Genomic DNA, 26,609 nt, shown 5'->3' with positions numbered 1-26,609 from the left:
TCCTCTGAGTGACGTTCTGGCGAACATCACTCTGGCACATTGCGATGCCGTCGGGAGGGGGCATCCACTCCATCAGTTCTCAGCGAAAATCAACACCATGCTGAAGCCGTCAAAATAATCAGAATAGCGATGGAGGGGCATTCCCGCCCTGGAATGCGGTCAATACTTCTGGAAAACCGGTGGGATTTGACATCGTCGGTACTGCGCTCTGCGAGCGCGCGGTTTGCAAAAAAAGAACGAGAAGCTTGCTGATAGATTCACCGACGCCATTTGGGCGATAGCGAAGGACGGCACATTGAAAGAGATGAGCCTCAAGTGGTTTGGGGCGGACCTCGTTTCGCGGTAGCGTCAGAGAGCGCAAAGAGAACCTTCATGCTTAGGTGTTTTTCATCACATATCGGCCCAGAACTTGCCGTCCTTTATTTTTATGAAATCGGCTTCCGTTAGTCTCAGTGCGTCGCGGGTGCCACCGGGGCTGGAGTTACTCCAGGTGTTCCGTGCTGCTACTAACGGTCCAATGCACCGAAGCACGACGGCGGACTGCTCTTGTCCCGACCCCAATACGCAATTCGTTTCTTAGCGACTGACAACAACATGTATCTCATTGAGACACGCTTAGGCGTTGATTAACGAAAAACTCAATGCAACTCAAACATGACAATTTTACTCCTGTTAATTTCTCATTGTTGGTGCAATGATGAAATGCAACGTAAACATGTATTTTTCGTGCTTGTACGGTTGATAGTCAGGAGACGCGCATGAAGCCAAATCTTTCTGAATTTATTGGAAATACCCCCTTGGTTGAGCTGGAACTACCTTTTTCTAGCGACAAGTTTCGTATCTTTGCGAAGCTGGAAATGTTCAACCCAGGTGGAAGCATCAAAGATCGTCCCGCCCTGCATATGGTAAGCCAAGCTATCCAGTCCGGGAAAATCAATCAAAGCGTGCATCTTATCGAGAGCTCGTCTGGCAATCTGGCGATCGCGATGGCGATGATCGCGCAACAGATGAAGCTCAAGTTCACGGCGGTTATTGACCCCAATATCACCAGTACCAATCGAGCCCTGATAGAATCGTATGGAGCGTTCACAGAACTTGTCACGGAGACAGACGAGGAGGGTGGTTATCTTCATACCAGAATTCGGCGCGTTCAGACGTTGCTGCGAGAGGTGCCAAATTCGGTCTGGCTCAACCAGTATGCCAATCCCGATAACCCTGCTGCCCACTACCATGGCGCTGGAGCGGAAATCGTCGGCGAAATGCCTGTCGAACCGACGCATGCCTTCATATGCGTCAGCACCTGCGGTACTATCATGGGCCTTACCCGTCGGCTGCGCGAGGCCTGGCCGAAAATCCGGATCATCGCCGTGGACATTGCAGGTTCCGTCATTTTCGGTCCTTCGCGCGATCGCAGGCGCATTCCAGGGATCGGGGCCAGTCGTGTTCCTGAGCAACTGGAGCTCAGTGAGATAGATGAAGTCGTTCTCGTCAACGATTTCGAATCTGTCGAGGCATGCCGTCTCCTTGTTCGGGAAGAGGGCCTGCTCGCCGGAGGATCTTCGGGTTCGGTTATTGCGGCAATTCAGAAACTGGCTCCGCAGTTACCGAGTAACGCAGTTGTCGTGACCGTCCTGCCGGATCGGGGTGAGCGCTATCTTGACAGTGTCTACAATCCGGATTGGTTGCCCGCAGGAGAACGGGTTCATCGCCCCCTTGAATCATCCCACGTCGTCCTGAGACGGGATCCGGTTCTCTTACAAAACGCCTCCTGACCGGCGGCATCTGCGTCCTAAATCTACCAGGAGACCAAAATGAACATGATTGAAACCATCCGGTCACGGGAGGGCGTCGGCGCTCGTCTTCGCTTCCTGTCACGACGGGATATTGCTGCGGTTGGCGGCGACCGCTCGGATCTTTACATGGAAGCCGTCGAAGAAGGCTTCCGCCTCCACGCCAAAGGTGACTACGCTCAACCTTTGAAACCTTATCTCCGCAACCCGAACTCCGGGCACATCGCCGATCGCATCATCGCCATGCCAGCCTGGATTGGCGGCGGAGATCCCATTTCCGGGCTGAAATGGATCGGCTCGAAACACGATAATCCATCTCGCCGCTCCATTGATCGGGCAAGTGCTGTGATTGTGCTAAACGACAATGAAACGCATTTCCCGATTGCCGTCCTGGAAGCGGCCCGCATCAGCGCGCTGCGTACCGCTGCGGTCACCGGGGTCGCTGCCAGGCATCTGGCGCGGCCGAATTTCACCGACGTGACGCTCATCGGTTGCGGACCAATCGGGCGTACGCAAATCCAGATGTTCTGCGAGCAGTTCGCGAATGTCAGGCGAATCCATATCTTTGATCGTCAGCCTGAGGCAATGGCCGGGTTGGCCGAGTGGTTGGCCGAAGCTTTTCCTGTGGTGCAGGCCGTTCCGCATCCCGACGCACGCTCTGCGGTTGAGGCGGCCACCGTCGTCGTCACCGCCACGGTCACCGATCAGCCTTATCTCAGGTTCGAATGGCTTAGACCGGGTACATTTCTTTCCAATATCTCCATCATGGATGTTGAAAAGGAGGTTTTCTTACGCGCGGACAAGGTGGTCGTGGACGACTGGGACCAGTGCAATCGTGAAAAGAAGATCATCAACCAGCTTGTCGAGGAAGGCTCTTTCTCTCGCAAAAAGCTGCATGCGGAAATTGGGGAAATCGTCAGCGGCCACAAACCGGGCAGGGAAAATGATCACGAGATCATCCTGCTCAATCCGATGGGGATGGCGATCGACGATATCGTCTGCGCCCGTGCCATTCTGCGTCGGGCGGAGGCTGCCGATGCAGGGATACTGGTGGATCTATTTTGATGAACTACATATCCCAGATTCCCAAACACAAAGAGGATAGCAATGCGATCCTCGACGATCTCCTCGATCTGCTCTGGACGGAAGATGTCGCCGGCTTGCGTAGCCAAGCTCTTTCATCGCGGCAAGATCGTCATGCCACAGTCGTCATCGGCGGGAAGGAAATCACAATCCGCCTGCAACCCGATCGCTGGCGCGGCGGGTGGCGGCCGTTGGGCATTGAGCATGCGCAGACGTGCAAAACCCTCGATCCCTGCGAGTTGCTCTGGCTGGTCCTGAACGCTCTTCCGGAAGTTGGTGTGCCGGTCCTTGACAGGACGATGAGGCAACTCAGCCAAAGTGAGAAGAATGCAGATCTCGTTCAGGCCACAGGCTCGTCCCTTTCAAATGCGGGCAGGCAGGCCGGTGCGCTGGAGAACGATCTTCTATGGGAGCGAATGGCAGCGTGGCGGGATCGCCCCTTCCATCCCCTGGCGCATTGCCGTGGTCGCTGGGGCGCCCGAGAGATCGAGGACTATGGCGCCGAATTTGGCAGGTATTTTCCGTTGCGCTGGTGCGCCGTGGAGAAAAGCCATGTTTTTGCGTCGCCGCGTGTCGAGAGGGGTGGACCTGCCGCCGCCATTCTGGACGCCACCCAGTTGGCCCTGCTTGATCTGGAGCTGGCCTGTCTGGGAATAGACACGACACACCAAGCCTTACCACTCCATCCTTGGCAAGCCGACCATATCGTTCCGCGAGAATTTTCTGAGGAACTCGCCGATGGACGAATCACCATGCTGGATTTTCAAGGCCCCCTGGTTGCCGCGACGTCGTCGCTGCGGAGCGTCACGATTCCAGGCAAGCCCGGATGCCACCTGAAGCTCCCTCTTGATGTAGAAACCCTGGGTGTTCGCAGGTTGCTAAGCGCCCAGTCCCTTTGCAATGGCCTGAAGGGTGCGGACCTCCTGACCCTGGCGCTGGCAACCCGGCCCGGTCTTGGCCGGGCAGCGCGGCTTGCCGACGAAACGCAGTTCTGGACTTTCTCAGAATTGTCGGGAGATGTCCTGGAACCCAGGACCGCTTATCTTGGCTGTGCGGTCCGCATCTTCCCGATCAGCGACGGTGCGAGTCTCATCCCCCTTGCCGCGTTTGCAGTTGCGCCAGCTAGCGGAATTCCTCCCGCTATCGAAGCCGTTCTGCAAGCCCGCCGCGACAATACGCTCGAGGGTTTCGTCGTCGAACTCTTCGACCTCCTGACCGGGTTTGCAATTGAAGCGCTCGCCAGCGGCTTCATTCCCGAAATGCACGGGCAAAACGTGCTCGTGGAGATTTCGAACGGACGGCCCTCGGGAGTGATCCTGCGCGATCACGATACAGTGCGGTGCCATGCCGCAGGTCTTGCAGAGTGCGGACTTCCGGTTCCCGATTACATCATTAAAGATCCACGCCGTGCAACCATGTTACTATCGCAGCCCGAAGACCTCATTGCATACGGTCAAACCCTGCTGTTCGACGTGGCCTTGCGTGCGATTTGTACGGAGCTGGACCGGACCGGTGCACTCGAACTCTCAAAATCACGCCGCCTGCTGCGCACGAGCGTAGAGCATCATCTCAAGCACATCGAAATGCCGTCCGAGATGCGGGATCGGCTGAGATTTAGCTTGCTCGAGCAGCCTGACTGGCCATTCAAGCAGATACTGACCCCATTGCTCGCGATGACAGAGCTCGGACTTGGCATGCCGAGCCGCCTGGGTCTCGCCGGCAATCCGCTTCGCGATTTCGAGTGAACCGATGATCGCAACCAGATTCAAGCGGGCATCCTGGTGGCTTGTGCTCGCCGTACAGTTTGCGACCGTCGCTGCGCCTCTGGCCGTGCTGCCGTTCCTGTCCCTGCACCTCCAGCGACTATCGGGGGCAGGGACCAAAGATATTGCACTCTGGGCCGCGGCGATCGCGGCCGCCCCCGCGGTCGGTGCAATTTTGTCTACGCCCGTCTGGGCTCACTTCGCCTCCTCCTATCCCCTCGGCAGACTGATGGGTCTGTCATGCCTGCTGAATGCGCTCAGCGCTTTCCTCCAGGCGCAGGCAGGCACTGTGGTGCTTTTTGCGCTAGGCCGCGGCATCCAGGGACTGACCGGGATCGGTGTCCTTCTGCTTCTTGCGGTTGAGCATAACCGTACGACCGGCCGAAAAGGCTATTCGGGTTTGCAGCAGGCATTGGCTGCAGGCTGCATAGCCGGACCCCTCCTGGGAGGATGGGCATTTGAGCATGATGCGCTTCAGGGTCTTTTGATGGGGTTTGGCATATTGCTTGTCGCCCTGAGCATTTTATGCGGACGTGCGTTCCATGATGCAGGACTTGTCGAGGATGACACGCGCTCCCCTGCTCTTAACGGGCGGCTGCCACCAACTGCCAGCCGTACGCTTGTCCTTTCCGGTCTTCTTGCAACCGCCGGCGCTTTCGGCTTCATGCCGTTTTTCGCCGACTGGGCGCTGGAGCGGGAAAGCGCGGTTCTGACGGCAAGCCTGGTCGGTTTGCTTCATGCCGGAAGCTGGGCAGCGGCATTTGTCGTGCTTCCGCTGTGGGGACGCTGGATCGATGCGGGCCGGGAAAGAGCGGTCATGCGCCTGTCCACCGCGGGCTCCCTGGTTGCGCTTCTCTCATTGCTTGCAGGATCGACCATTGTTTCGATCTCCCTGTCGCGGATCGTTCACGGAGCCTTCAACGCGGGCCTGGCTCCGTCGCTTTTTTCTTCTCTTGGACGCTCCAGGCATCGCGTCCTCAATCTCGCGGCGGGGCGCACCGCCATTACTCTTGGCCAGGTCATCGGTCCGGCGATCTGCGGGCTCGCCGTATTTGCTGCCGGGAACGACGGCGCATTGCTCGCTGCGGCTCTACTTACTCTTCTCGCATCAATTCTTCTCTACCTACAGCCGGAGGCTAGACGCCATGACGTTGAATGACATGACGATCAGACTTGCAATGCACCGTGAGCGCAACAGGCTTCTCAACACGTGGTTACGGGAGTTTCGGCCCGACCTTCTCCAGACGATCCGCGTCGGGCACGAGGTCGAAATCGCCGCTGGCGATGTGGTGATCACCGCGAAATGCGAGCATTTCTCGCCGGCTGGTTTTCATCGCTTCGGCGAGCGGGTTACCGTCAACGACCAGAGCGGATTGCGAGTGATTGAAGACGCCTCCGAGCTCGCTGCCATTCTTTTGAAGACGCAGCGAGGCGCATCGAGCGAAGACATCGAAGATATCCTTTACCGGATCGGCCGCTCTTCGTTAGCAAGCCGCGAGCATGCGATCTTTCTGTCGACCGCAAAGGCCGGCATCTCTGCGGTCGCACTGGAGCAATCGCTGTGGTTTGGGCATCCGTTTCATCCGCTTGCGAAAAGCGTAGGTGGTTTCACGAAAGCCGACACGGAAAAATATGCGCCTGAGCGCGCAACCCGCTTCCAGCTTCGCTGGCTGCTGGTGAAGCGTCGTCATGTTGCGGAATTCGAGAGTGACCGCCAGCGCCTCGCTCCCATGGATTTACGCCTGCGGGCTGCCTCGGGCCTGTCGGCAAGCGACATGCGCGACGATATCCTCTTTCCATGTCATCCCTGGCAGGCAGCGCGCCTGGAAGGAAACCCGGACTTTGCAGACCGGATACGATCGGGAGAAATCAGGATCACGCAAGCCACGGGCGATGCGGCCGTTCCGACCTCTTCGGTGCGTACTGTTTGGTTTTCGGATCAAAATCTCTTCGTCAAACTGCCAATCGAGGCACGGATTACGAACTTTCCTCGTGTAAATACCGATGAGCAAATCGCTCGCAGCGTGGCAGGCGCACGGGCAATTACAGCGGTCGGGCCAGCCGTCGCGCGGGCCGGATTAACTGTGCTGGACGAGCCGGTCGGGCGTATTGTGCAGAGCTGCAAGGCAGGTGGTGGTTTCCGGTATCATCCCGAGACGGGATATTTGCTGAGGGACGCTGATTTTGGCAAAGGCCCGTCCCCTCTAGTTGTTGCCGGCCTCCTGGAGGCCAACCCGGCTAACGGCAAGCCAAATCTGGCAGAAGTCAGCGGACATTACCTGCAGGACCGCGAAAGCACTCATCGCTGGCTGACGGCGTATATGCGGATATCGCTCATCCCCTTGCTGCGCCTTTTCAGCGATACCGGCATCGCGCTGGAGGCGCATAGCCAAAACAGTCTTGTGCGCTTCGTGGATGGTTGGCCAGACCATCTCTTCATCCGCGATCTGGAGGGTATAGCGGTCGATCGGAGTGCGTTCGAACGCCGCTTCAGCGGCGAAGACGCTGCACTTTTGGATCATGCCCTCTTCTATGATCGCAAGACGGTCTGGAGACGGTTCCTCTACTACGTGGTCGTCAACCATTTCTCCCACGTCGTCGCAACGGCAGCCGAGGTTTCCGGCATTGACGAAAGCGATCTATGGGGCAAGGCGAGGCGGGTTCTGGAAGAGGTTTCCGACTTGGCGGCCATCGGCGAACTTCTGGCGAGCAGCCAGCTCCCTGCGAAAGCCAACCTGTTGAGTTGCCTCGGTGGATACGCCGATACGCCGAGTTACGTCCCTGTACCCAATCCCTTGCTGACAGGGAAGACCACAGCACCTTCCGATATCCGTCACACTATATTTGAGGAGGCGACCCCATGACGATCCAGTTCCAGGCGAAAACAGCACAAGTCTTTGCCCATGCCTTGCCGGATGCCCTGCATGCTGCGGGGAGCCGGGTTGTGTCGCAGACGCTGAGCGCCTTTCTCACCGAAGGCCTCTTGCCGGATGCCGCGATTTTAGTCGCTCCCGCAACCGGCGGGACAGGGGAAGTATCGATACAGGCCTCCGACGGGGTGATCGTCTATCGCGCTCTTGTCAGGAGAACCGTCGCCTATGACCGATGGCTGGTGGAGGACGGCAGTGTCTGGCGGCTGAAATCGCAAGACGGCACCCGCTGCGACGATCCTCTGCTGCTTCTGGATGACCTGTTGCCTCTCGTCGTCGGCGACGCTTCGACCCACGAACGCTTCCGCGACGAAATCCGCAGGACATTTCTCAACCACACCGAAGCGTTGATTGCCAGTCGGCGTCGGGGAGGAGCGCTTGCCTCGCAAAGTTATGACGCAGCGGAGGCCAATCTTACCGATGGCCATCGCTATCATCCCAGCTTCAAATCCCGAACAGGTTTTTCACCCAAGGAAAACAGAAGCTACGGTCCGGAGTTTGCCAACGCTATCAAGCCGGTCTGGCTGGGAGTGCACAGGGACTTTTGCGCCAGCTCGTCCATTGCTGTGCCTGGAAACCAGGACCGACTTTTGCTCGCTTCCGCAGATGCACCCATGCTTGATGAGGATTTTCACATCCTGCCGGTTCATCCATGGCAATGGGAACGGGTGATCGAAGCTGCAACGATTGTCGAACGTGCCACTGGCCAGATCGTCTTTCTTGGAGAAGCACGGCACGACTATCTGGCTCAGCAGTCGATCCGGACCCTTGCCGATCAGACTTTGCCGGGGGCTTCCTCCCTCAAGCTTGCGCTTTCCATTCGCAATACCTCGACGGCGCGGACGCTGGCCGCTCACACCGTCCTTAATGCTCCGATCATCAGCGCCTGGCTGGAAGATGTTTTGCGCGGTGATCCATATCTTGATGCTTCGGGCACGATTCTTCTGCTGGAGCGTATGGGGACGACGGTGACCGCGCCGCTTGTGCTGGACAGGGGCGGAGATCTTCGCGGCGGTATGGCGGCGATCTGGCGGGATCCGGTACATAAATATCTTCGCGTAGAAACCGAAGCGGCATCGCCCTTTTCGATGCTGACCCATCTCGACGTTGACGGTCGCCCCTCCATCAAGCCTTGGATTGACGCCTTTGGCATGGAGAACTGGACACGTGAATTGTTGCGTGTTTCGGCAGTCCCCGTTGTGCATCTGCTGACGGCCCATGGCATCGCCTTGGAGAGCCACCAGCAGAACATGCTCCTGGTTCATCGAAACGGCTGGCCCGTGAGAGTTGCTCTCAAGGACTTCCATGATGGTGTTCGCTTCATACCGGAACGGCTGCGTGCCCGAGCGCCGGCCCTGGTTGCGACGCCAGCCGAACATGCCATGGTCAATCCAAATTCATATGTCGAGGCAAAAGATCCCAGGGACGTGCGTGACTTCATGTTCGATGCGCTCTTCGGGGTCAATCTCGCCGAGCTGGCATTCTTTCTCGAAAGACACTTCGAATTTAACGAACGCGCGTTCTGGCGCATGGCTGCCGGTGTCATCCATGAACACCTTCAAAATAACGAATCGGCAGGCAAAGGTGCAGTTTCGTTTGGCCTGTTTGACGATGAAGTCCTTGTAGAAGATCTGGCGCGGCGCCGGCTCGATACCGGACAAGTCCCCCCTCGAGGCGTTCCGAACCCACTGATCCATGCTGGTGCAAGCGGTGAGGACGCGCGATGCTGACCGGGCGAACAAGGTTGCGCAATCTCCTAGATAACGGCAAAGCGGCGGGCGGGTTGTTCCTGTCGGTCCCCGCACCGACCATCGTTGAGGTGGCTGCTGTCGCAGGATTTGATTTCGTCCTCATCGATCTCGAACATACGCTGATCGACGGGCGAGAGCTTGAATTCCTGCTGGCAGCAGCGGACCGATCGGGCATCAGCGCGTTGGTACGCGTTCCGGACGCGCGCTCGGATCGCATCTTGCAGGTTCTTGATGCCGGGGCGGCTGGGATCGTGGTGCCACGATGCTCCAGCGTTGAAGATGCCAGGTCGGCGGTGGCACGAGCACGCTACGCGCCGCTCGGCTCGCGTGGTCTGAATGCGGGCCGTCTGGGCCGGTTTGGAGATTGCGACCTCGTGGAGTTTATCAACAAGCTGGATCGCGAGACCTTGATCATCGCGATGATCGAGGACCGGTCGGGTCTGGACGCCGTGGACGATATCGCGCGGATTGAAGGCATCGACGCAATCCTTCTCGGGGCTGCTGACTATTCTCAATCCATCGGCCTTCCGTGGCAGACAACCGCTCCGGAAGTCATTGACGCCGAGGCAAAGGTGGCTGGCGCGGTGAAAGCCGCAGGCAAGCATTTCTTCGTCATTCCTCGCCGTGACGAGGACGTGGAGCGTCAACTCACCCAAGGCGCGCTGGGTATTGTCGCGGCCAATGATCGCGGAATTTTGCGCCAGGCATTGACGCGGTCCGATCGGAGTTGGCGCAGCAAGTGCCTCTCACAGGTTCAAATTTCCAAGGAGAACGTATCGTGACGTATTTCAACCCTTCGCTTCAGCTTGTCGAGTCGCTGGTCAGGCAGGACCTTCCCGCCTGCGCCTATATCCACGATCTGGACGGGCTGGCGAGGCACGCCCGCGACATCGTGTCGAACCTGCCAGCGCAGAGCGAGTTCTTTTACGCCATCAAGGCGAATAGCGATCCGGCGGTACTTTCGACGCTGGCGCCGATCGTCGCCGGCTTCGAAGTCGCTTCGGCAGGAGAAATCCGCAAAGTGCGGCAAACCGCCGGCCCAAAGGTCCGTATCATCATGGGCGGGCCGGGGCGAACGGAAACTGATTTCATCGCCGCAATCGATCATGGAGTCGAGCGGGTCCATATCGAGAGTCTTCATCTCCTCCATCTGGCGGACATGGTGGCGGCCCGGGCCGGCATAAGGCTTCCGGTTCTGTTGAGAATCAACATGGCCGGCCCCGTTCCGGGCGCCACGATTACGATGGGAGGGCAGCCGACGCAATTCGGCATCGATGAGGCGCAGGTCGATGAGGCGCTTCAGCTCGTCAAGTCATGCCGGCACCTGCGCTTCGATGGCTTCCATCTCCACACCATCTCCAACAATCTGGATGCCGATGCGCATGCCATCTTCTGCAAGGAGGCGTTATTGAGGGCGCGCGATTGGGCCATGCGAAATGGGCTTGAGGCGCGCGTCGTCAATCTCGGTGGCGGCTGGGGAGTGGACTATGCCAATCTTGACCGAAGATTCGACTTCCGCCACCTCACTGAACAGCTTGCCGGCAGCATCCCTGCCGATAACACCGTGCTGCAGTTCGAATGCGGGCGCATCGTCGTCGCCTATTGCACGGTCTACGTTGCCGAGGTCATAGATGTGAAGACAACTCATGGTGAAACTTTTGCGTTGCTGCGGGGTGGTTCACATCATTTCAGGCTCCCCTCGGCCTGGCAGCATCGCCACCCGCATAAAATTCTCAACGGTCGCGCCTGGCGACGGTCATGGCCGCGTCCCACGACCGGGAAAGCAGTTGTGACGTTTACCGGTGAACTGTGCACGCCGAAGGACGTCTTGCTGCGAAATGAAGAGGTTCACGACCTTGGCGTCGGCGATATCGTCTGCTTTCTGGCCGCAGGTGCCTATGGTTGGGACATTTCCCACCATGACTTCCTGAGCAATGCTCATCCGGAAAGGATATTCCTGAACGAGTCTGTCTCCAACGGTGACGAAAGGCTGATTGCATGACCTATTCAGAGTTGCTCCTGGTGCCGCCATCGACCCTTTCTCCCCATGAGGAAATCATTCCCGATCGCGTCGCTGAAGTGACAGATCTTCTGATCCGGGATCAAAGCTGGACCAGCCCGATCTGCATTGAGCGCACAAGCCGATGCATCATGGACGGGCACCATCGTCACGCCGCAGCGTTACGTCTCGGACTAACGCTCGTGCCGGTCGTCACGTTCGACTATGAGAACGTGCGGCTGGGGAGCTGGCGGCCCGACATGTCATTCGAACCCGACGAGATCGTCGAGCGCGCCCGGCGCGGCATTCTGTTTCCGCATAAATCGACGCGCCATGTGTTTCCACCGGTTCGGGTCGTGCCGGTTCCGTTGCATCAGCTTGTCATGCCCGGCGTAGAACGAGCAATATAAAGGGAGCCCCAATGATGGCCGTCATCAAGCCGACGGGTATTTCGACCGGCGCAAACAGGGTCCGTCCGAGACAATCGGCGATGATCATCAATATGGCTCCGATGAGAGCGCTGGCGGCCATCAGGTCGCGATATCGCCCCGGACCGAGGAGGCGAGCCGCATGTGGCGCCATTAACCCAACGAACGATACGGGGCCGAAGACCGCGGCAACCGTGCTGGCGCACAATGCCCCGGCCAGGAGATGGGCCAATTCCGCCGCCCGAAAATTCAGCCCGAGACTTGATGCTTTCGGCCGGCCCAGTGCCATTATGTCCGTAAGCGACAACAGCAGATAGGAAACAGGCACGATACAAATCAGGGCGCCGGCAAGAACCGTCAGGTCAGTTTTGCCAATGCCATAAGTTGATCCGGCGAGCCAGGTCGCGGCCTGACTTGCCTGAAAACCAGCCATGATGACCAAGGCGGTTGAAGCGGAGGCCGCAAATGCCGCCAGCCCAAGACCGATGAGCGCCATCGCCGACGGGGCGAGATTTCGCCGAAGCCCGAGGCTGGCAACAAAAACCGTGGCGGCAAGACCGCCAGCGACTGCTCCTGCCTGAACGCCGGGAAAGCCAAGTTCGGGAAAAAAAAGCAGTACGGCGACAGCGGCAAGGCCGGATGTTTGTGTGATGCCGATCAGTTCCGGACTTGCGAGCGGATTGCGAACGACCCCCTGAAGAAGGAGGCCCGAAAGCCCGAGAAGCGCGCCACCCAATGCCGCGCCGGCAACGCGCAATGTGCGGAGTTCCAGGATGCTTTGCAGGTCTGTGGAGGGCACCCCGGCGAGGAAGGTCAGGGCGCTCCACGGCGAGATGAAGCGATTACCGCTGACAAGCCCCGCAATGCCCGCAAGGAGGAGCAGGATGACAAGAAAGGCGGGATGAGATAATCCGCGCAGGGCAGGAGCTGCCTGGTATCTGCTGGAAAATTCCGATGTGGTGCGATTTTCCTGTGCATGGCGCCAGGCCAGCAAGATGAGAACCGGCGCCCCGACGAGCGCGATCGGCACACCGACCGGCAATTCGATTGTGCTGGCCGACAGGTTCAGCACAAGAAGATCGGCCCCGACTGTCAACGCTATCCCGACGATCACGGCTGCAGGCAGCAAAAGGAGGTGTTTGGATATTCCCGCCAGACGTAGCAAGTTGGGCGCCACCAGCCCGACAAATACGACCGGTCCGGCGAGCGTGACGGCGAGCGCGGACAACCAGACGCCGAGAGCAAGCGCTATTCCGCGTATCAGAAGCAGGTTCTGCCCGAGCATTCTCGCGGTATCATCGCCGAGGCTAAGAATATCGAATTGTCTCGCAAGCATTAGCGCCACCAGAAATACCGGACAGAAACCGGCCAGAGCGCTGATTGCTGCCTGCCAATCCGTTTGAATGAGGCTTCCTCCGCCCCAAAGATGGAGGCTCGCGCCAGCCGTTTCATTCAAAAGTGAGATCGCCGCTGCTATCGCTCCTGCCATCAGCGATACCGCCATCCCCGACAAGGCAATCCTGACCGGCCCGGAACTGGCCCCGGAAACTGTCCAGGTGAGCCCGCCTGCCAGAACCCCACCCACGGTGGCTGCCACGGCGTGTGGGACGAAGAGGGCGAGGGCGGGCACAACAGTAACGAGTGCAACGAACAGCTGTGCACCCGCCGTCACACCAAGAATCCCCGGCGATGCCAGCGGATTGCTTGTGGCTGCTTGAAAGAGCGTTCCGGCTACCGCGAGACACGCGCCGGTCAAAATGGCCGCCAGTGTCCGAGGAAGCCGAAGATAGTGCAGCATCATACTCGCTGGATCATCGGCCGATGCAGATAAAATGCTACGGAGGATAGTCGATATCGACGCTTCGATGCCGACCGAAGCGTGTAGATGTACAAGCGCCAGCGCTATTGACACGCAGGTTGCGATCACAACTGCGGGCGTTACCAATAGCCACTTATTCTTTGAGGAAGCGATCATCCCTGCTTGAGCGTTTCTGCCACTTTCGCGGAAAAGGCCTCGGCCGCCGGAATGCCGCCGAAAGGCCAAACCACGTCGGTCAGGCCAAAAAATCTGCCAGCACGCACAAATGGCATGCTTTGCCAGAGCGGGTTTCTTTCAAGCCTCGTAAGGCTGTTATCCGCACCGATCGCGACGCCCAGAAACGTTACATCACCAAGAGCCAGCAACCGCTCTGGACCGACTGTCGTGAAGCCAAAACCTTCCGATGGCCCGTTCCAAACGTTCTGAAGTCCCAGTCGCTCCAGCAGGCGGACGGGAAGCGAGTTCGAGGTGAAAAGACGAATATTGTTAACCCCGGACGGAAACTGGGCAAATACGATCCGCCGCGACAGGTCAGGGACTGATGCGAGTCGTCCGGCCCCCTTGGCGAGGAAATCGTCAAGACCGCGAACCGCATTGTCTGCGGCATCGCGGCGTCCAACTTTTTCGGCAAGCAACCGTAGTTCGTCAATCATAAGGGAGAGCTGGTCGCCGTTCTCCTTGCCGGTCCGGGTATAGTCGTAAAGGACCGTTTGGGCGATCTTTGAAAGTTGCGGCTGGATGCGCTCGTGTCGAAACTTGACACCCAGGATAAGATCGGGTTTCGCCGCGATGATTGCCTCAAGAGAGGGTTCCTGCCGGCGTCCCATATCCGCCGTTCCGATTGCTGCCAATTCCTGCGCGTCGGATGAAGTCTGCCCAAGATACTCCGCAAGATCGGCGACACCGACGAGAGGCAATCCGAGCGAACGAGCATGATCAGCATAACGCCATTCAAGGGCGACGACACGCGGCAGCGCCATTTCTGCGATCAGTCGCCCGGGGCGGAAGGCCGAGGCACAGGCGGCGCAGGAAAGAGCGGAAATAAATTTGCGTCGATTGAGGGCGATCATGTCGTTTCTCTTGGATGATTGGGAGCCCAGCCACGCGACGGAACGAGGAGCGGCGCTCCGTCGACAGGGTGAGCAAGCCGCAACATGTCGATGCCGAAAACACCACGTATGAACTCGGGCGTCAGGATGCGCTCGGGCGACCCCGTTGCGACACAGCGCCCCTTCGAAAGAACAATGACGTCGTCGCTATAGGCCGCTGCCTCGTTCAGATCGTGCAGAACCCAGCAGACGGTTAACTGCCGTTCAATCTGAAGCTTGCGAACAAGCTCCAGTATCTGAATCTGATAACGAAGATCCAGGTACGTTGTCGGCTCATCGAGCATCAGGATCTGCGTCTCTTGCGCAAGTGCCATGGCAATCAGCGAACGCTGACGCTCGCCTCCCGAAAGCGCTCCTATGGGGCGGCTGGAAAGATCAGTGAGATCGGTGACGACGAGAGCCTCCTCAATGACCTCTCTGTCTCGCTTGGTCTCGGGCCGCCATATGGCACGGTGAGGGTGCCTTCCGCAGGCGACAAGATCGCGGACAGATAGCGCTGCGGGCGGCTGCATATCCTGTGGAAGAAACGCCAGCCACCGCGCGAAGTCGCGGCGACTGAAGGACGTAACATCACGACCTGAAAGGGTAATTTTCCCGGTTGTGGGTCGCTCCAGGCGCACCAGAAGTCTCATCAGGGAACTCTTGCCGGAGCCGTTCGGACCGACCAGAGCCGTGATTTTCCCTCCCGGTATCTCGCAGATGACCTCATTGAGAATGGTGCGACCGCCGGCGACGAACGAAAGCCCGGAACCGACCAAAGACGCGCCCGAGGAACATTCGGCTGTGCTGACCTGATAAGATGCGGCTACCATTCAACCTCATATGCGATTTTGAACGTTGTACCCGGCGATTTGATATGGCTCGTGTTGTTCGAATTTCTCAACAGCTGCGCATAGACGTTGTAGTAATCTTCATTGAAAATGTTGTCGATACCGAGACTGAGCTTGCCGCGCTCCAGCTTAAAATCACTTGCAAGGTTGAAAATCGCAAAGTCTTCCACCTTCGCGCCGCCAAATGCCACGCGGTCGTTGAAAGCGTCGTCGCGAGATCCGCTGTAGACGCCGTCGAGGCGCAACGACCACCAATCTGTCGGCATGTACTCGACATAACCTGTAACCTTGATCGGCGGAATGCGGAAACCGTCCAAAGCGATCTCGCGTCCGGTTGCGGTCGTTCGTTCACCATGCGTGTAGGTAAACGTTCCCCCGGCCGACCAATGGTCGTTGAAGCGGTAACTGGCCGCCAGTTCGATGCCCCTGATTTCTTCGGGATCCCGGTCCTGGATGAGAATGAAGTTTTCCGTGCGCAGGGCGCCCAGCTCAGACTTGCTCAGGAAGGCTGCGGCACTCCCGGTGAAATCTCCGACCGACGCCCGAATGCCGACTTCGTAGTTGTCGTAGCTGAGGGGACGGATGTTGCTGCCCGTGAGATTGAAACCGCGCGGGGCCTGGCGAAGCTGCAGGCCGATGTCCGAGAGATCGTAGGACTGGGAAAAATCGGCAAACAAACTTATGCCGTCGATGAACTCGTAATTCACGCCGATGTTATAGAGCGCGCTGGAAAAATCGAGGCTGCCGCCTGCAATCGGATCGCCGATGATCGTTGTAAAATTGTCTACGGAGAAATGGGCCCATTGTTGTCGCACACCGCCACGCACCGTGACGCGATCTGTCGGTTTGACCTCAAGCTGGGCAAATAGCGAATACTGGTCGAGATCGAAAGGCGGTGTCCAGAGCGTCGTTCGCGTGCGATTGAAGACAGTTCCCCTGCTAAGGTCAAAAGCCGTACCATCAAAAAGATCGGCTGGGCCGACGGAGCTTTCCAATTGCGCATCCATCCCCCACATCAGATTGACGGGAAGTTCGTCACTGAGAGGAATGGGCGTGTTGAAAACAACGCTTCCGCCGTAAATGTCACTTTCGAAATAGGATTGGATGATCGCCGCGCGATTGCGAATGGCGCGCGCATCGGAAGGATAAAATCGCGATTCCGCTCTGCGGGCGAAGGCCTGGGCATCCAGTGTTCCGCCGAGAATATCCTCGTGTCTGTAGTCTATCGTTCCTTGAATATTGAACAGTCCGCCCTGTTCGTCGAGTGACAGTCCTTTCACGGCGCGAGCAGGAACAGTACCGGGCGGCAAGCCTGCAACGGTTGTGTCGGCCGCATAATCGCTGTCCTGCCTGATTTTCTTGACAATCAGCGAAGCGCCAAGGCTCTGATCATCGAAATGATGGCGTACCCGCCCGAAAAAGCTGCCGGAGACAGTATCGAAAAGATCGCCCTGGCTGGGCTCAGGCGCTATGCGGTCACCCTTGGCGTCGAATAGCCCGCGGTTGAAGTCACCTGATGCCGAAAAAGCAAAGTTGGTGTCCCCCGAGCTTCCTTGCACAGATTGCGAAAAGCGCGCATTCGCCCCCTGACCGCCGAAATTGGTGAGGCTGTTGCCGGTCTCCAGGCGTGATTTAAACCGTGTCTCGCCGCCGCCCTGGAGCGTCGTAATGTAAATGATGCCGCCTGTCGCGCCATTGCCGTAGAGAGCGGAGCCCCCATGGACGACCTCGATCTTCTCGATGGCGGAAACGTCAACATTGAACAGATCGCGGGAGGTGTCACGGTTGAGTTTCTGGGGAACACCATCAACAACGACGAGGGCGCTGCGCCCGCGTAGACCTTGACCGTATGTGGTGAAGGCACCGGTATACAGCGCCAGACCAGGGACTGCTTTTCCCAGAAGATCCGGCAAACTGTGCGACGTCGTGAGGAGTTTTTCGATATCCTCTTTTTCCAGAATCGTGACGTTGCGGGTCAGGCTCTCGGGAGCATTTCCAACACGATCGGCCTTGATCGTAATTGGCGCAAGGACGGTGTCGCCGCCGTTATCTTGTGCGAATGCCGAGAAAGTTGCGCTGCACAAGGCAAGTGTGGATACCGAAATTGAAAACAAAAAAGTCTTGGATAGCAATGATAAGTCCCCCATAATTCGATGGCTGTTACGAGCGCCACTCGCTCAGTAGGTTATTTGCATTCGGCCTGGCTCGTTCGGCTGGCCTTCGCGTTGGAGTGCCCAAAGGAAAAAGACCGATCAGCCGTTCGTGTGGATCGAGACCCATGATCTGCCTGACCCGTTCCGAGGAGCAGGGCCAGCCAGTAAGCCAGATCGAGCCGAAGCCTTCCGCGTGGACAGCGTGTAAAAACGTCGTCGCGACCGCACCTGCGCAAAGCAGTTGGTCCAGTTCGGGGAATGGCGCCGCTTTATCGGGACGCCAAACCAAAAACACTGTAGCCGGCGGTCCGATCAGCCACGCCCTCAACCGGGAGATCATTGCCGATTTCACGCCTTCGTTCTGTTCTTCAGCATCGTGCGCGCGAAGAAACTCTTCCAGGAGATCGCTAGCCTGATGATCTCTTACAAGAATGAACCGCCATGGCACCAAATTACCGTGATCTGGGACGCGGCTCGCGAGCATCAGGATATCGTTTAGTTTTTCATCGGATGGGGCGGGCGCACGCAACAGGGCAGGCGGAACGGAGCGGCGATTGCCCATATCTGCTTTTGAAAGCTCACTTGGCCAACTTTGATTTTTGGTTGAAACTTCCATATGGCGCAGGCCCGTTTTTCAATTTGTGCGGGCGCATAAAAGAGACGGATGGTATCCATGTCAATAAACTTGATGAAAATAGTCGTGTAAAGATTCTCGCTCAAACGAGTTGGTGAGGCGGAACTGCAACTGCCGAGCTTCCGGCGTATCTCCGGCAGATCCTTCCGTGCCTAGACGAATAATCAGATTGCTCTCATCAATGCCAATTTTCGGCGGTTTCACGAAAGGCGTCTAGGCGCAGTCCGCACCCATCAAGATGGGATTGAGCCGGACGTAATCAATCATTCGGTGTATGTCGGGGTCGCAACGATCAAGCGTTCTTCATATCCCTGATCGTTTCTTGCATCTTTTCGATCTCCGCCGTGATTTTGTTCGGATCGGCCTCACCGAGGAACGGCATGCTGGGGAGAAAGAGTGAGTTTTTATCCGAAGCCATTTTCTCGACCGCCTGCTCGATTTGATGAAGCTGACGGCTGGCCCGCTCTGCATAGTTTTTCTGACAAACGTTGGGACGCCACGCGCGATTGAGGACTGGAGATCGCCTGTCGCGCTTACGGAGGTCCTCTTTTGCTTGGTCGAATTCGGCGCATGCGGTTGCCGCCTCGGTGAGCCTCTTCGGCAAGTCATCCTTTATCGACGCCAACTGAGTCTGCGCATTCTTGATCGCCTCTGCGGCCTCCTGAATTCGCCTCCGCTGCTGGTCTTGTTCCTGCTTGGCAAGTTCGGCCTCACGGCGCTCGTTCTCACGCGCGGCAAATGCCTTTGCTTCTTCCTGTGATTTTGCGCGGACGGTGGTCAGCCGCCGGGCAAATTCTGCTGTCTCAACGTGTTCGAGCTTTAAGTTTTTAGGGTTCAGAGCTGGATCACGCAGGCGCTCGCTGATCGTCTGGCGGCATTCGGTCTTCAGTTGGCCAAGCATTTCCTGTGGCATATCTTTGAAGACTGCCTCTTCCAGCCCTGAAAGAAGGCGTACGCATTCCTCGGCCTTTTTGGGGATCGTTTTGGGCGCATCGGCACTTGTCGAGAACAGGGAGGTGGAAGAAAATAACAAGAGGATTTGATCATCGCTCATTTCCGGCGCGGATTCGGTGCAGCTGGAAAGAGATAGTCCCCAAAAAAGAGTGATGGCGATTGTGGACACAAGGCGCTTCATATGCAGATCTGACCTCGAATTATTATTTTACTGCAGGTTGTATGAATTAGATGACCGATCAATGCCAGCCTCTTTTGAGATTTTGTGGCATGGGAACTCCGGAAGCTCCGTCGGGCGTTAAGCGGAAAGCATTTGCAACCGCGCCACGCCTATATCTGTATAGGCGACTAGAGTGAAGTATCCTGTTCTTTCCAATTCGGACGAGAACACCGTCTGTCGTGGGCGAGCGGGGCTGACAACGAGGATCATGAGCGATTTTGGCATCCTGCGTGAGTGCAGATCAATCACCCATCGGGGATGCATTTCAATGCATATTGGACGTTTTTCTGCTTTAAATTGGCCGAAGTGTGTATTAATAATAGACGGATGATGGACCGACTACGAACCAGCCGAATACTCATCGAGCGCAAAGCGTATTCTCTGGTTGAGACATCGCTATCCGATACGCGCGTCGTTCTTATTGCCGGCCCGAGACAGGCGGGGAAAACGACACTTGCGCGGCAATTTGAAGGCCCCGACCGGGCCTATCTCACTTTGGACGACGTGGGTACGCTGCAGGCTGCAAGGACCGATCCTGTCGGTTTCATAAGAGGCGTCGACCGCGTTGTGATAGACGAGGTGCAGCGGGCTCCGGAACTGATGTTGGCGATCAAGGAAAGTGTTGATCGTGACGAAACACCAGGACGTTTCTTGCTGACGGGTTCTGCAAATCTAACGGCCATCCCATCGATAGCCGACTCCCTGGCGGGTAGGATGGCAGTCATTCCGCTGCTACCTTTAGCGCAGGCGGAGATTCAATCTGCACCGGGCCGCCTTCTGGATCGGCTGTTTGCGGGAGAGGCGCCCGTTGTAGAGACGGCCGCCACCATTGGAATGGATCTGATCGACATCGTTTTAAGAGGCGGGTACCCTGAGGCAATACGCAGACCGACACCGGCTCGACGGACTGCCTGGCTTGAGGACTATGTTGCGCTCATTCTCGACCGTGACGTGCGAGACATCGCCAATATTGATCAACTCGATCGGATGCCCCGTCTTCTGAACATATTGGCCGAGCACGCCGGACAACTGGTCAATCATTCCAGCTTTGGCTCGGCTCTCGGGCTATCGAGTGTCACGACACAGAAATACGTTGCGATCCTTGAACGCTTGTTCCTGATAAAGACATTACCTCCGTGGTCGAACAATCGACTTAGCCGTCTGATCAAGACGCCGAAGCTGCACTTCATCGACACGGGATTGCTGGCAAGCATGCGAGAAGACGAAGCCGAACGGTTACGGCAGGATCGCTTACGCTTTGGTGCCTTGTTGGAGAGTTTTGTTGTGTCGGAGTTGATGAAATTGGCGTCCTGGAGCGAGCGGCGTGTTTCATTCTCTCACTACAGGACGAAGGATCAGGATGAAGTCGATGTCGTTATCGAAGATCGGCGTGGTCGTATTATCGGAATCGAGGTTAAGGCATCGGCGACGGTGAGGGCGCAAGATTTCCGTGGATTGCGCCAACTGCAGGAGGCTGTTGGTGACCGGTTCGTCAGGGGGCTGGTGTTGCACGATCATGATCGCGTGACGCCGTTTGGTGAAAAATTGCAGGCAGCTCCCACGTCGGTTTTATGGACGATGTAGATCGCGTAATCTATATTATGGAACTTTCAGTAAATGGAACTCCGTTCTTGTGGGCAAATGCGTTGTACACAATTGAACCGTCCCTTGTCTTCGTAATGGGACAAGCAGCGTTCTACCGCAGACACTTGGCGGCCTTTAGCTATGAGATTGATGGTTGCCCACTATCAGACATATCTTGTTTGGAAGCGCCTAAGCTTGTGGTTGTAGATGCGTTGAATTTATTCACTGCGGTTAAGTACCGAGCACGGGCTCGGATGGGCCGGTACCGCAGGCGACAGCCAACGGTTTGTTCGTGTTCATCAACTCAATGCGCTCAGGAAAGGCAACTGTATCGGCGCCGGAGATGTTAACTGGCATCCGCCCCTTGGGACCAATATGACGGATACTTGGTAGGATTTGCGCATTTGGCTGGAAAAAAGACATCAACAAGATCCACATCGAGATTGCGCAGGCTGTTGTTAGAAAGTTCGCGTTCCGCCAAACTTATTGGCGATAACGAGATTGTGACAAACTGGCCTGAGCGCCTCGCCGACGATGCGTTCATTCTCTCCACCCGTACATCTCACCCTGTGCGGAAGGACATGCCCCCGGTCGCAGGCGTTGTTGGTAGCGTTCGCGGTTGCAAATAATCATCCCTGAGGTGAACGATCTTATGCACAAAACGCCACAATCGGCACGTAGTGTCAACCTCAACGTATTGTGCCAAACAAATTTTCAATCCGATTCGATCCGATAATACCCGTCGGTGCAGGAACTTGAGATTGATACTCTCGCGAACTCTATTGACGAGAACGCGCTTGCACCGTTTGATCATCAAGCACATCTCTCTTGCCAGAGCCATTTCCAAACGGATTTTTTGTTATTTCGCCATCACGGAAGACATGGTTGTCGGTTGGCATGCGGCGTTCGGCCTAGAAGTCCTCGATGCTCTTGCCGACAATGTTAAAGAATACCCTGAACGGGCCGCGCGCACCATGCGTGTGGTCAACAGCACCGCATGGCTGCGCGCCACAGCCATGAGAAACATCTGGCTTGGGCGATAGACCTCCTGCCGGAAGTCGACAAACGTATCCTCCACACATGCAACCAACAAACAAAGGCGGAAACGCTTGTTCCCGCGGCATTTGCATGCCTCGATGTCGCGTTCGCAAAAACTTCAGGGTTAGCGAGAGAGCAATAAATTCACGATCTGCCTGACACGGCATTCGACGCAATCAGGGCGCATGTCGAATGACACCCTGCAACAGGCAGAGATCGCTGGTCTTGCCTTGCGTCAACCGTTCTCGATCATGTGGATATGGATCGGCGTGATCAGGGATGCCGGCGCTTCGTCGCTGCGGCCGAAATGATGCGCGAAAACTTCGACCACGGTTTTCACCTCGAATGCCGGGTCCTGATCGATGATGACATCGATCAACCCTTCGCGCAGAAGCTGCCTGCGATCCTCCGTCAGTTCGTGGGTGATGAAGGTGATGTCATCGCGTCTTCCCAGCGTCCTGATCGCTTTCACCACCGACAAGGCCCCTGCCGATGCATTGTAGATGCCCCGGATGCCGTCATTGTTTTTCAAGGCACTGAACACCAGATCGCCAGCCAGTTCCGCCCGCTCGCGACTTTCCAGAACTTCGGCAACCCGGCATGCCGGATAACGTTCACGCAAAACCGCGCGAAAGCCCATCTCGCGCTCCTCATGGCCGATCATGCTGAGCATGCCGGAAATGATCACGACATCGCCGCCGCCCTTGCCCAACAAACGCCCCATCAGATCACCGGCGACGCGTCCGGCGCGCCTGTTGTCCGGCCCGACATAAGCGAAACGGTCAGCGCCTTGCATATCGGTGACCAGCGTCACGACAGGCTTTCCCGATGCCGTGAACGTACGCAGTGCGGCGGCCACCTCCTCGTCCTGCGCGCTGACGATGGCCAGACCGTCGCAACGCTCCATCAGACGCCGGATCAGGGCCACGGTCGTCTCGGGGCGGCCCGGATCGATATGGTGGATGCTGAACTGCAGATTGAACCGGGAAAACTGTCGGGTCGCCTCCTCGAAGCTGCGCTGAACCGACGCATGAAACGGATTTTCGGGGGGCTGCAGCAACACGGCGATACGCAGCGTTCTTGACACGCGCTGATTGAGCGCCCGGTCGATATTCAGGCGTCGCGCCCATTCGAGGACGCGCCGTTCCTTGTCCTGCGAAACACCGCCGCGGTTGTTGAGAACACGGTCGACCGTGGACAGGGAAAGGCCCGCCGCTTGCGCAATATCCCTGGCTGTCGCCTTGCTCATCTCACGCACACCTTGAAGAGATCTCTTCAAAAATGAAGTACGACATCATTAGCATATGAGTATTCTCACGGACAACCGGACGCTTGGGAGAAGGCGTTCGATACGGGAGAAAAATCATGATCGAACTCGCTCTGTTCGGTGCGGGTCGGATTGGCCAGGTGCATGCCGCCAATGCCGCAGCGCATCCGTCCATCCGCCTCAAGTATATCGTGGACCCGATTGAAAGCACCGATCGCGCCCGCCTTGCAGCGGCAACGGGCGCCGCCATCGTCGATGCCGAAACCGTGTTTTCCGACAGCACCCTGCAAGGCGTGGTCATTGCCAGTTCGACGGATACGCATGCGGATATCCTGCTGCGCTGCGCGCAGGCGGGTAAGGCGGTGTTCTGCGAAAAGCCGATCAGCCTGGATTTTGCGACGGTACGGCATGTCGTCGAGCGGGTCGAGGCATCCAACATCCCCTGCCTTCTCGGTTTCCAGCGGCGCTACGACACCAATTTTTGTTTCGTGCGCGACCGGATCGCCAGCGGCGATGCCGGAAAGCTCGAACATGTCGTCATGCATACACGCGACCCGTCGCCACCACCGCGGGCTTACGTCGAGCGATCCGGCGGCATGTTTCGCGACCAGGCCATCCATGATTTCGACATGGCGCGTTATCTGCTGGGCGAGGAAATCGCCACAGTCTATGCCGTCGGTAATTCGCTGATCGACCCGGACATCGCTGCGGCCGGCGATATCGATACGGCAATGATCACCCTCACCTCCCGTTCCGGCAAGTTCGTGCAGATGGTCAATTGCCGGCGTGCGCCGTTCGGTTACGACCAGCGACTGGAGGCACTTTGCTCGCGTGAAGTGCTTTACGTCGAAAACCGTCCGCAACGGGGCGTCACCATTGCCGATGCCGGTGGCTTCCATACGTCTCCACCCATGAACTATTTCATCGAACGTTTTGCCGATGCCTATCGGGCCGAGATGTCCGCGTTCGTGGATGTCATTGAGACCGGTCGCGCACCGCTGGCAGGCATACGCGACGGGTTGGAGGCGCAACGTCTTGCTGAAGCAGCAATCGCCTCGATGACGCGACGGATGCCGATCGACATCGAGGCGAACTGGCAGCCCTGATCGCCGATAAGGAGAAAACCATGACGACAAACACCACATTTCTTCCATCCGGCGTCAGCATCGCCGTCAGCCCGCTGTCCTGGACAAATGACGTACTCGAGGATCTGGGCGCAGACGTAACCGTCGAGACCTGCCTCGATGAGGCGGCCGACGCTGGCTATCAGGGCGTAGAACTCGGCCGCAAGTTCCCGCGCGAACCGGCCATTCTCAAGCCCATGCTGGAGCAGCGCGGCCTTGCTCTTGCCTCCGGTTGGTATTCGGGAAACCTCGCCGAAAGCGATGTTGCCGACGAGAAGGTCGCAGTTGAAGCTCATGCCCGTTTCCTGCGCGACATGGGGTGCCGGGTGATGGTCTATGGCGAGGTCGCCATGATGGCGCCGGGCGCACCGCTCGACACGCAACTGTCGGCCAGGCGTCTGATGCCTTCATCCGACGTCGGTGGCTACGCCGCACGCCTGACCGAGTTTTCCAGGTATCTCGACGGCGAGTTCGGGCTGACGCTGGCCTATCACCACCACCTGATGATGGTGGCGGAAACGTTTGACGAGATCTCTGCAATCTTCGACACCACCGGACCGCAGGCGGGACTGTTGCTCGATACCGGCCATGCCGTCGCCGGCGGCTTCGACTATACTCGCCTCATCGACCGTTTCGGCGACAGGATCGTTCATATCCACCTGAAGGATGTGCGTGCTCAGGTGCTGGCGTCGGTACGCGCCAAGGACCTGAGCTTCAACGCGGGCGTTCGCGAGGGCATGTTCACCGTGCCTGGCGACGGCACTGTCGATTTCGCACCGATCGCCCGTTTCGTGAAAGCCGGCGGCTATCGCGGCTGGCTGGTGGTGGAAGCCGAACAGGACCCCGCCAAGGCGCCGCCAAAGCCGGCAATCACGCGCGGCTACCTTCACTTGCACGACATTTTCACAGCCTGAACGGATCACGGAGGAAAGACAGATGGTCAGAAAAACGCTCAGTATCGGCCTGATCGGTTCCGGCTTCATGGGACAGGCCCATGCCGACGCCTATCGCCGCGCCTGCATGCTTTATCGCGATCTCGCCGCCGTCCCGCATCTTTATATGCTGGCCGACGCCAATGATGACCTGGCTGCGGATGCAGCGAGCCGCTATGGCTTCGAAAAAAGCACCGGCGACTGGCGAAAGCTAATCGAGGACCCGAATGTCGATATCGTCGACATCACCTCTCCCAATGCCATGCACCATGAAATGGCCTTGGCGGCGATTGCCGCCGGCAAACACGTCTATTGCGAAAAACCGCTTTCGGTGACGCTGGCCGAAGCTGAAGAGATGGCCGAAGCCGCCCGAAAGAAGGGTGTGAAGACGATGGTGGCCTTCAACAACATCAAGACACCGGCCGCAATGCTTGCGAAGCAGATCATCGATCGCGGTGAGATCGGCAAGCCGATGCGTTTTCGCGGATGGTTCGATCAGGGTTTTTTCAACGATCCGGAACTGCCGTTCTCATGGCGTTGCACCCGCATGCAAGCGGGGTCCGGTGCGCTGGGTGATCTTGGAAGCCATGTCATTTCGGTCGCCCAGTATCTGATGGGCGATGTCGAGAGCGTGGTGGCGCAAAGCCAGACGTTTTTCCCCACCCGCCCCGTGCCGCAGGGCGGTTCCGGCTATGGCGCCAAGGCCACTGAAAACGCGCCACGCGCCACGGTAGAAAACGAGGACCAGATCCAGACGCTCGTCCGTTTCAAGTCCGGGGCCGGCGGCACGATCGAGGCGTCACGTGTCGCGGCCGGCAAGGTTTTTGGTGTGTACTGGGAAGTGTCCGGCACCGAGGGTACGTTGATCATGGACGGCGAACGCTTCAATGAACTGAAGATTTCGCGTTTCAATGATCCGAAACCGGATCGCGGCTTCAAGACGGTCCTTGCCGGCAGCCAGGTGCCGCAATTCTCCGCCTTTTTCGGCTTCGATTTTGCCGGAGGGGGGCTCGGGTATTTCGACGTGAAGGTCATCGAGGTGCGCGACCTGATCGAAGGCATCATGCACGATGCGGACTGCTACCCGAATTTCGAATTCGGCCTTGCCAACGAACGCATCATCGACGCCATGGAACGCTCGCTGAAAACCGGAAACTGGGAGCAGACTGCGCGCTGATCGCAAAACTTCGAACAAGGAGAC

General features: G+C 57.6%; 21 protein-coding genes. 14 read left to right on the top strand and 7 right to left on the bottom strand.

Annotated features, from left to right (window positions below):
* The first annotated feature begins 758 nt into the window (after positions 1 to 758).
* From sbnA to ACIQUH_RS12080, 9 genes are read left to right on the top strand one after another with little or no spacing between them, the layout of a single operon-like run.
* Positions 759 to 1,772 carry a 2,3-diaminopropionate biosynthesis protein SbnA gene (sbnA, locus tag ACIQUH_RS12120; protein ID WP_400815191.1) on the top strand — a complete coding sequence of 338 codons (1,014 nt, stop codon included), beginning with the start codon at positions 759 to 761 and terminating at the stop codon, positions 1,770 to 1,772.
* Between the two features lie 39 nt (positions 1,773 to 1,811).
* Positions 1,812 to 2,855 (top strand): 2,3-diaminopropionate biosynthesis protein SbnB, encoded by a 1,044-nt coding sequence (gene sbnB, locus ACIQUH_RS12115; RefSeq protein WP_400815189.1) that lies wholly within the window; start codon positions 1,812 to 1,814, stop codon positions 2,853 to 2,855.
* Positions 2,855 to 4,618, top strand: coding sequence for an IucA/IucC family protein (locus tag ACIQUH_RS12110; protein ID WP_400815187.1), 1,764 nt, complete (start codon positions 2,855 to 2,857; stop codon positions 4,616 to 4,618). The genes sbnB and ACIQUH_RS12110 overlap by 1 nt, the downstream gene beginning before the upstream one ends.
* Before the next feature lie 4 nt (positions 4,619 to 4,622).
* On the top strand, positions 4,623 to 5,795 hold the full coding sequence (locus ACIQUH_RS12105) for an MFS transporter (RefSeq protein WP_400815185.1): 1,173 nt from the start codon (positions 4,623 to 4,625) through the stop codon (positions 5,793 to 5,795).
* On the top strand, positions 5,782 to 7,500 hold the full coding sequence (locus tag ACIQUH_RS12100) for an IucA/IucC family protein (RefSeq protein WP_400815183.1): 1,719 nt from the start codon (positions 5,782 to 5,784) through the stop codon (positions 7,498 to 7,500). The genes ACIQUH_RS12105 and ACIQUH_RS12100 overlap by 14 nt, the downstream gene beginning before the upstream one ends.
* Positions 7,497 to 9,296 (top strand): IucA/IucC family protein, encoded by a 1,800-nt coding sequence (locus tag ACIQUH_RS12095; protein WP_400815181.1) that lies wholly within the window; start codon positions 7,497 to 7,499, stop codon positions 9,294 to 9,296. The genes ACIQUH_RS12100 and ACIQUH_RS12095 overlap by 4 nt, the downstream gene beginning before the upstream one ends.
* Entirely contained in the window at positions 9,290 to 10,099 is an 810-nt protein-coding gene (locus tag ACIQUH_RS12090) for an HpcH/HpaI aldolase/citrate lyase family protein (protein ID WP_400815178.1), read from the top strand. Before ACIQUH_RS12095 ends, ACIQUH_RS12090 begins: the two co-directional genes overlap by 7 nt.
* Entirely contained in the window at positions 10,045 to 11,319 is a 1,275-nt protein-coding gene (locus ACIQUH_RS12085) for a type III PLP-dependent enzyme (RefSeq protein ID WP_400815176.1), read from the top strand. Before ACIQUH_RS12090 ends, ACIQUH_RS12085 begins: the two co-directional genes overlap by 55 nt.
* The gene (locus ACIQUH_RS12080) at positions 11,316 to 11,726 is read left to right on the top strand and encodes a ParB N-terminal domain-containing protein (RefSeq protein WP_149744324.1); all 411 of its coding nucleotides are present in this window, start codon (positions 11,316 to 11,318) and stop codon (positions 11,724 to 11,726) included. The genes ACIQUH_RS12085 and ACIQUH_RS12080 overlap by 4 nt, the downstream gene beginning before the upstream one ends.
* Here ACIQUH_RS12080 and ACIQUH_RS12075 read toward each other — a convergent pair.
* From ACIQUH_RS12075 to ACIQUH_RS12050, 6 genes are all read right to left on the bottom strand, one after another.
* On the bottom strand, positions 11,698 to 13,719 hold the full coding sequence (locus ACIQUH_RS12075) for an iron ABC transporter permease (protein WP_400815173.1): 2,022 nt from the start codon (positions 13,717 to 13,719) through the stop codon (positions 11,698 to 11,700). The two genes, ACIQUH_RS12080 and ACIQUH_RS12075, sit on opposite strands and share 29 nt — an antisense overlap.
* Complete coding sequence (locus tag ACIQUH_RS12070; RefSeq protein ID WP_400815171.1) at positions 13,716 to 14,633, bottom strand: ABC transporter substrate-binding protein; 918 nt, start codon at positions 14,631 to 14,633, stop codon at positions 13,716 to 13,718. Before ACIQUH_RS12070 ends, ACIQUH_RS12075 begins: the two co-directional genes overlap by 4 nt.
* Positions 14,630 to 15,484, bottom strand: a complete 855-nt coding sequence (locus ACIQUH_RS12065; RefSeq protein ID WP_400815169.1) for an ABC transporter ATP-binding protein — start codon at positions 15,482 to 15,484, stop codon at positions 14,630 to 14,632. The genes ACIQUH_RS12070 and ACIQUH_RS12065 overlap by 4 nt, the downstream gene beginning before the upstream one ends.
* Positions 15,478 to 17,634 (bottom strand): TonB-dependent receptor, encoded by a 2,157-nt coding sequence (locus ACIQUH_RS12060; RefSeq protein WP_400815166.1) that lies wholly within the window; start codon positions 17,632 to 17,634, stop codon positions 15,478 to 15,480. The genes ACIQUH_RS12065 and ACIQUH_RS12060 overlap by 7 nt, the downstream gene beginning before the upstream one ends.
* 28 nt (positions 17,635 to 17,662) lie before the next feature.
* Complete coding sequence (locus ACIQUH_RS12055) at positions 17,663 to 18,271, bottom strand: nitroreductase (RefSeq protein ID WP_196379981.1); 609 nt, start codon at positions 18,269 to 18,271, stop codon at positions 17,663 to 17,665.
* Between the two features lie 310 nt (positions 18,272 to 18,581).
* Positions 18,582 to 19,424: a hypothetical protein gene (locus ACIQUH_RS12050; protein ID WP_400815164.1), complete on the bottom strand. Its 843-nt coding sequence runs from the start codon at positions 19,422 to 19,424 to the stop codon at positions 18,582 to 18,584.
* A gap of 369 nt (positions 19,425 to 19,793) precedes the next feature.
* Here ACIQUH_RS12050 and ACIQUH_RS12045 point away from each other — a divergent pair, with 369 nt between their 5' ends.
* Together ACIQUH_RS12045 and ACIQUH_RS12040 are read left to right on the top strand one after the other, a co-directional pair.
* Positions 19,794 to 21,047 carry an ATP-binding protein gene (locus ACIQUH_RS12045; protein ID WP_400815212.1) on the top strand — a complete coding sequence of 418 codons (1,254 nt, stop codon included), beginning with the start codon at positions 19,794 to 19,796 and terminating at the stop codon, positions 21,045 to 21,047.
* 797 nt (positions 21,048 to 21,844) lie between these two features.
* On the top strand, positions 21,845 to 22,090 hold the full coding sequence (locus tag ACIQUH_RS12040; RefSeq protein WP_400815162.1) for a hypothetical protein: 246 nt from the start codon (positions 21,845 to 21,847) through the stop codon (positions 22,088 to 22,090).
* A 230-nt stretch (positions 22,091 to 22,320) separates the two neighbouring features.
* Here ACIQUH_RS12040 and ACIQUH_RS12035 read toward each other — a convergent pair whose 3' ends face one another.
* A complete protein-coding gene (locus tag ACIQUH_RS12035; RefSeq protein ID WP_400815160.1) occupies positions 22,321 to 23,334 on the bottom strand; it encodes a LacI family DNA-binding transcriptional regulator in 1,014 nt (337 codons plus the stop codon).
* Positions 23,335 to 23,450: 116 nt separating this feature from the next.
* Here ACIQUH_RS12035 and iolG point away from each other — a divergent pair, with 116 nt between their 5' ends.
* From iolG to ACIQUH_RS12020, 3 genes are read left to right on the top strand one after another with little or no spacing between them, the layout of a single operon-like run.
* Positions 23,451 to 24,458 carry an inositol 2-dehydrogenase gene (gene iolG / locus ACIQUH_RS12030; protein WP_400815157.1) on the top strand — a complete coding sequence of 336 codons (1,008 nt, stop codon included), beginning with the start codon at positions 23,451 to 23,453 and terminating at the stop codon, positions 24,456 to 24,458.
* A gap of 20 nt (positions 24,459 to 24,478) precedes the next feature.
* Positions 24,479 to 25,390 carry a myo-inosose-2 dehydratase gene (iolE, locus tag ACIQUH_RS12025; RefSeq protein ID WP_400815155.1) on the top strand — a complete coding sequence of 304 codons (912 nt, stop codon included), beginning with the start codon at positions 24,479 to 24,481 and terminating at the stop codon, positions 25,388 to 25,390.
* A gap of 22 nt (positions 25,391 to 25,412) precedes the next feature.
* Complete coding sequence (locus tag ACIQUH_RS12020) at positions 25,413 to 26,585, top strand: Gfo/Idh/MocA family protein (RefSeq protein WP_400815153.1); 1,173 nt, start codon at positions 25,413 to 25,415, stop codon at positions 26,583 to 26,585.
* Positions 26,586 to 26,609 lie beyond the last annotated feature (24 nt).

The sequence above is a fragment of the Agrobacterium sp. NPDC090283 genome (assembly GCF_044769685.1).
Taxonomy (GTDB): domain Bacteria; phylum Pseudomonadota; class Alphaproteobacteria; order Rhizobiales; family Rhizobiaceae; genus Agrobacterium.
The sequence above is the reverse complement of the archived record's forward strand: the minus strand, read 5'-3'. Positions and strand labels throughout refer to the sequence as shown.

Bases quoted from the DNA above. Each gene is read 5' to 3' on its own strand.
- sbnA (WP_400815191.1), top strand. From the start codon at position 759: ATGAAGCCAAATCTTTCTGAATTTATTGGAAATACCCCCTTGGTTGAG.
- sbnB (WP_400815189.1), top strand. From the start codon at position 1,812: ATGAACATGATTGAAACCATCCGGTCACGGGAGGGCGTCGGCGCTCGT.
- ACIQUH_RS12110 (WP_400815187.1), top strand. From the start codon at position 2,855: ATGAACTACATATCCCAGATTCCCAAACACAAAGAGGATAGCAATGCG.
- ACIQUH_RS12105 (WP_400815185.1), top strand. From the start codon at position 4,623: ATGATCGCAACCAGATTCAAGCGGGCATCCTGGTGGCTTGTGCTCGCC.
- ACIQUH_RS12100 (WP_400815183.1), top strand. From the start codon at position 5,782: ATGACGTTGAATGACATGACGATCAGACTTGCAATGCACCGTGAGCGC.
- ACIQUH_RS12095 (WP_400815181.1), top strand. From the start codon at position 7,497: ATGACGATCCAGTTCCAGGCGAAAACAGCACAAGTCTTTGCCCATGCC.
- ACIQUH_RS12090 (WP_400815178.1), top strand. From the start codon at position 9,290: ATGCTGACCGGGCGAACAAGGTTGCGCAATCTCCTAGATAACGGCAAA.
- ACIQUH_RS12080 (WP_149744324.1), top strand. From the start codon at position 11,316: ATGACCTATTCAGAGTTGCTCCTGGTGCCGCCATCGACCCTTTCTCCC.
- ACIQUH_RS12075 (WP_400815173.1), bottom strand. From the start codon at position 13,719: ATGATCGCTTCCTCAAAGAATAAGTGGCTATTGGTAACGCCCGCAGTT.
- ACIQUH_RS12070 (WP_400815171.1), bottom strand. From the start codon at position 14,633: ATGATCGCCCTCAATCGACGCAAATTTATTTCCGCTCTTTCCTGCGCC.
- ACIQUH_RS12065 (WP_400815169.1), bottom strand. From the start codon at position 15,484: ATGGTAGCCGCATCTTATCAGGTCAGCACAGCCGAATGTTCCTCGGGC.
- ACIQUH_RS12055 (WP_196379981.1), bottom strand. From the start codon at position 18,271: ATGGAAGTTTCAACCAAAAATCAAAGTTGGCCAAGTGAGCTTTCAAAA.
- ACIQUH_RS12050 (WP_400815164.1), bottom strand. From the start codon at position 19,424: ATGAAGCGCCTTGTGTCCACAATCGCCATCACTCTTTTTTGGGGACTA.
- ACIQUH_RS12045 (WP_400815212.1), top strand. From the start codon at position 19,794: ATGGACCGACTACGAACCAGCCGAATACTCATCGAGCGCAAAGCGTAT.
- ACIQUH_RS12035 (WP_400815160.1), bottom strand. From the start codon at position 23,334: ATGAGCAAGGCGACAGCCAGGGATATTGCGCAAGCGGCGGGCCTTTCC.
- iolG (WP_400815157.1), top strand. From the start codon at position 23,451: ATGATCGAACTCGCTCTGTTCGGTGCGGGTCGGATTGGCCAGGTGCAT.
- iolE (WP_400815155.1), top strand. From the start codon at position 24,479: ATGACGACAAACACCACATTTCTTCCATCCGGCGTCAGCATCGCCGTC.
- ACIQUH_RS12020 (WP_400815153.1), top strand. From the start codon at position 25,413: ATGGTCAGAAAAACGCTCAGTATCGGCCTGATCGGTTCCGGCTTCATG.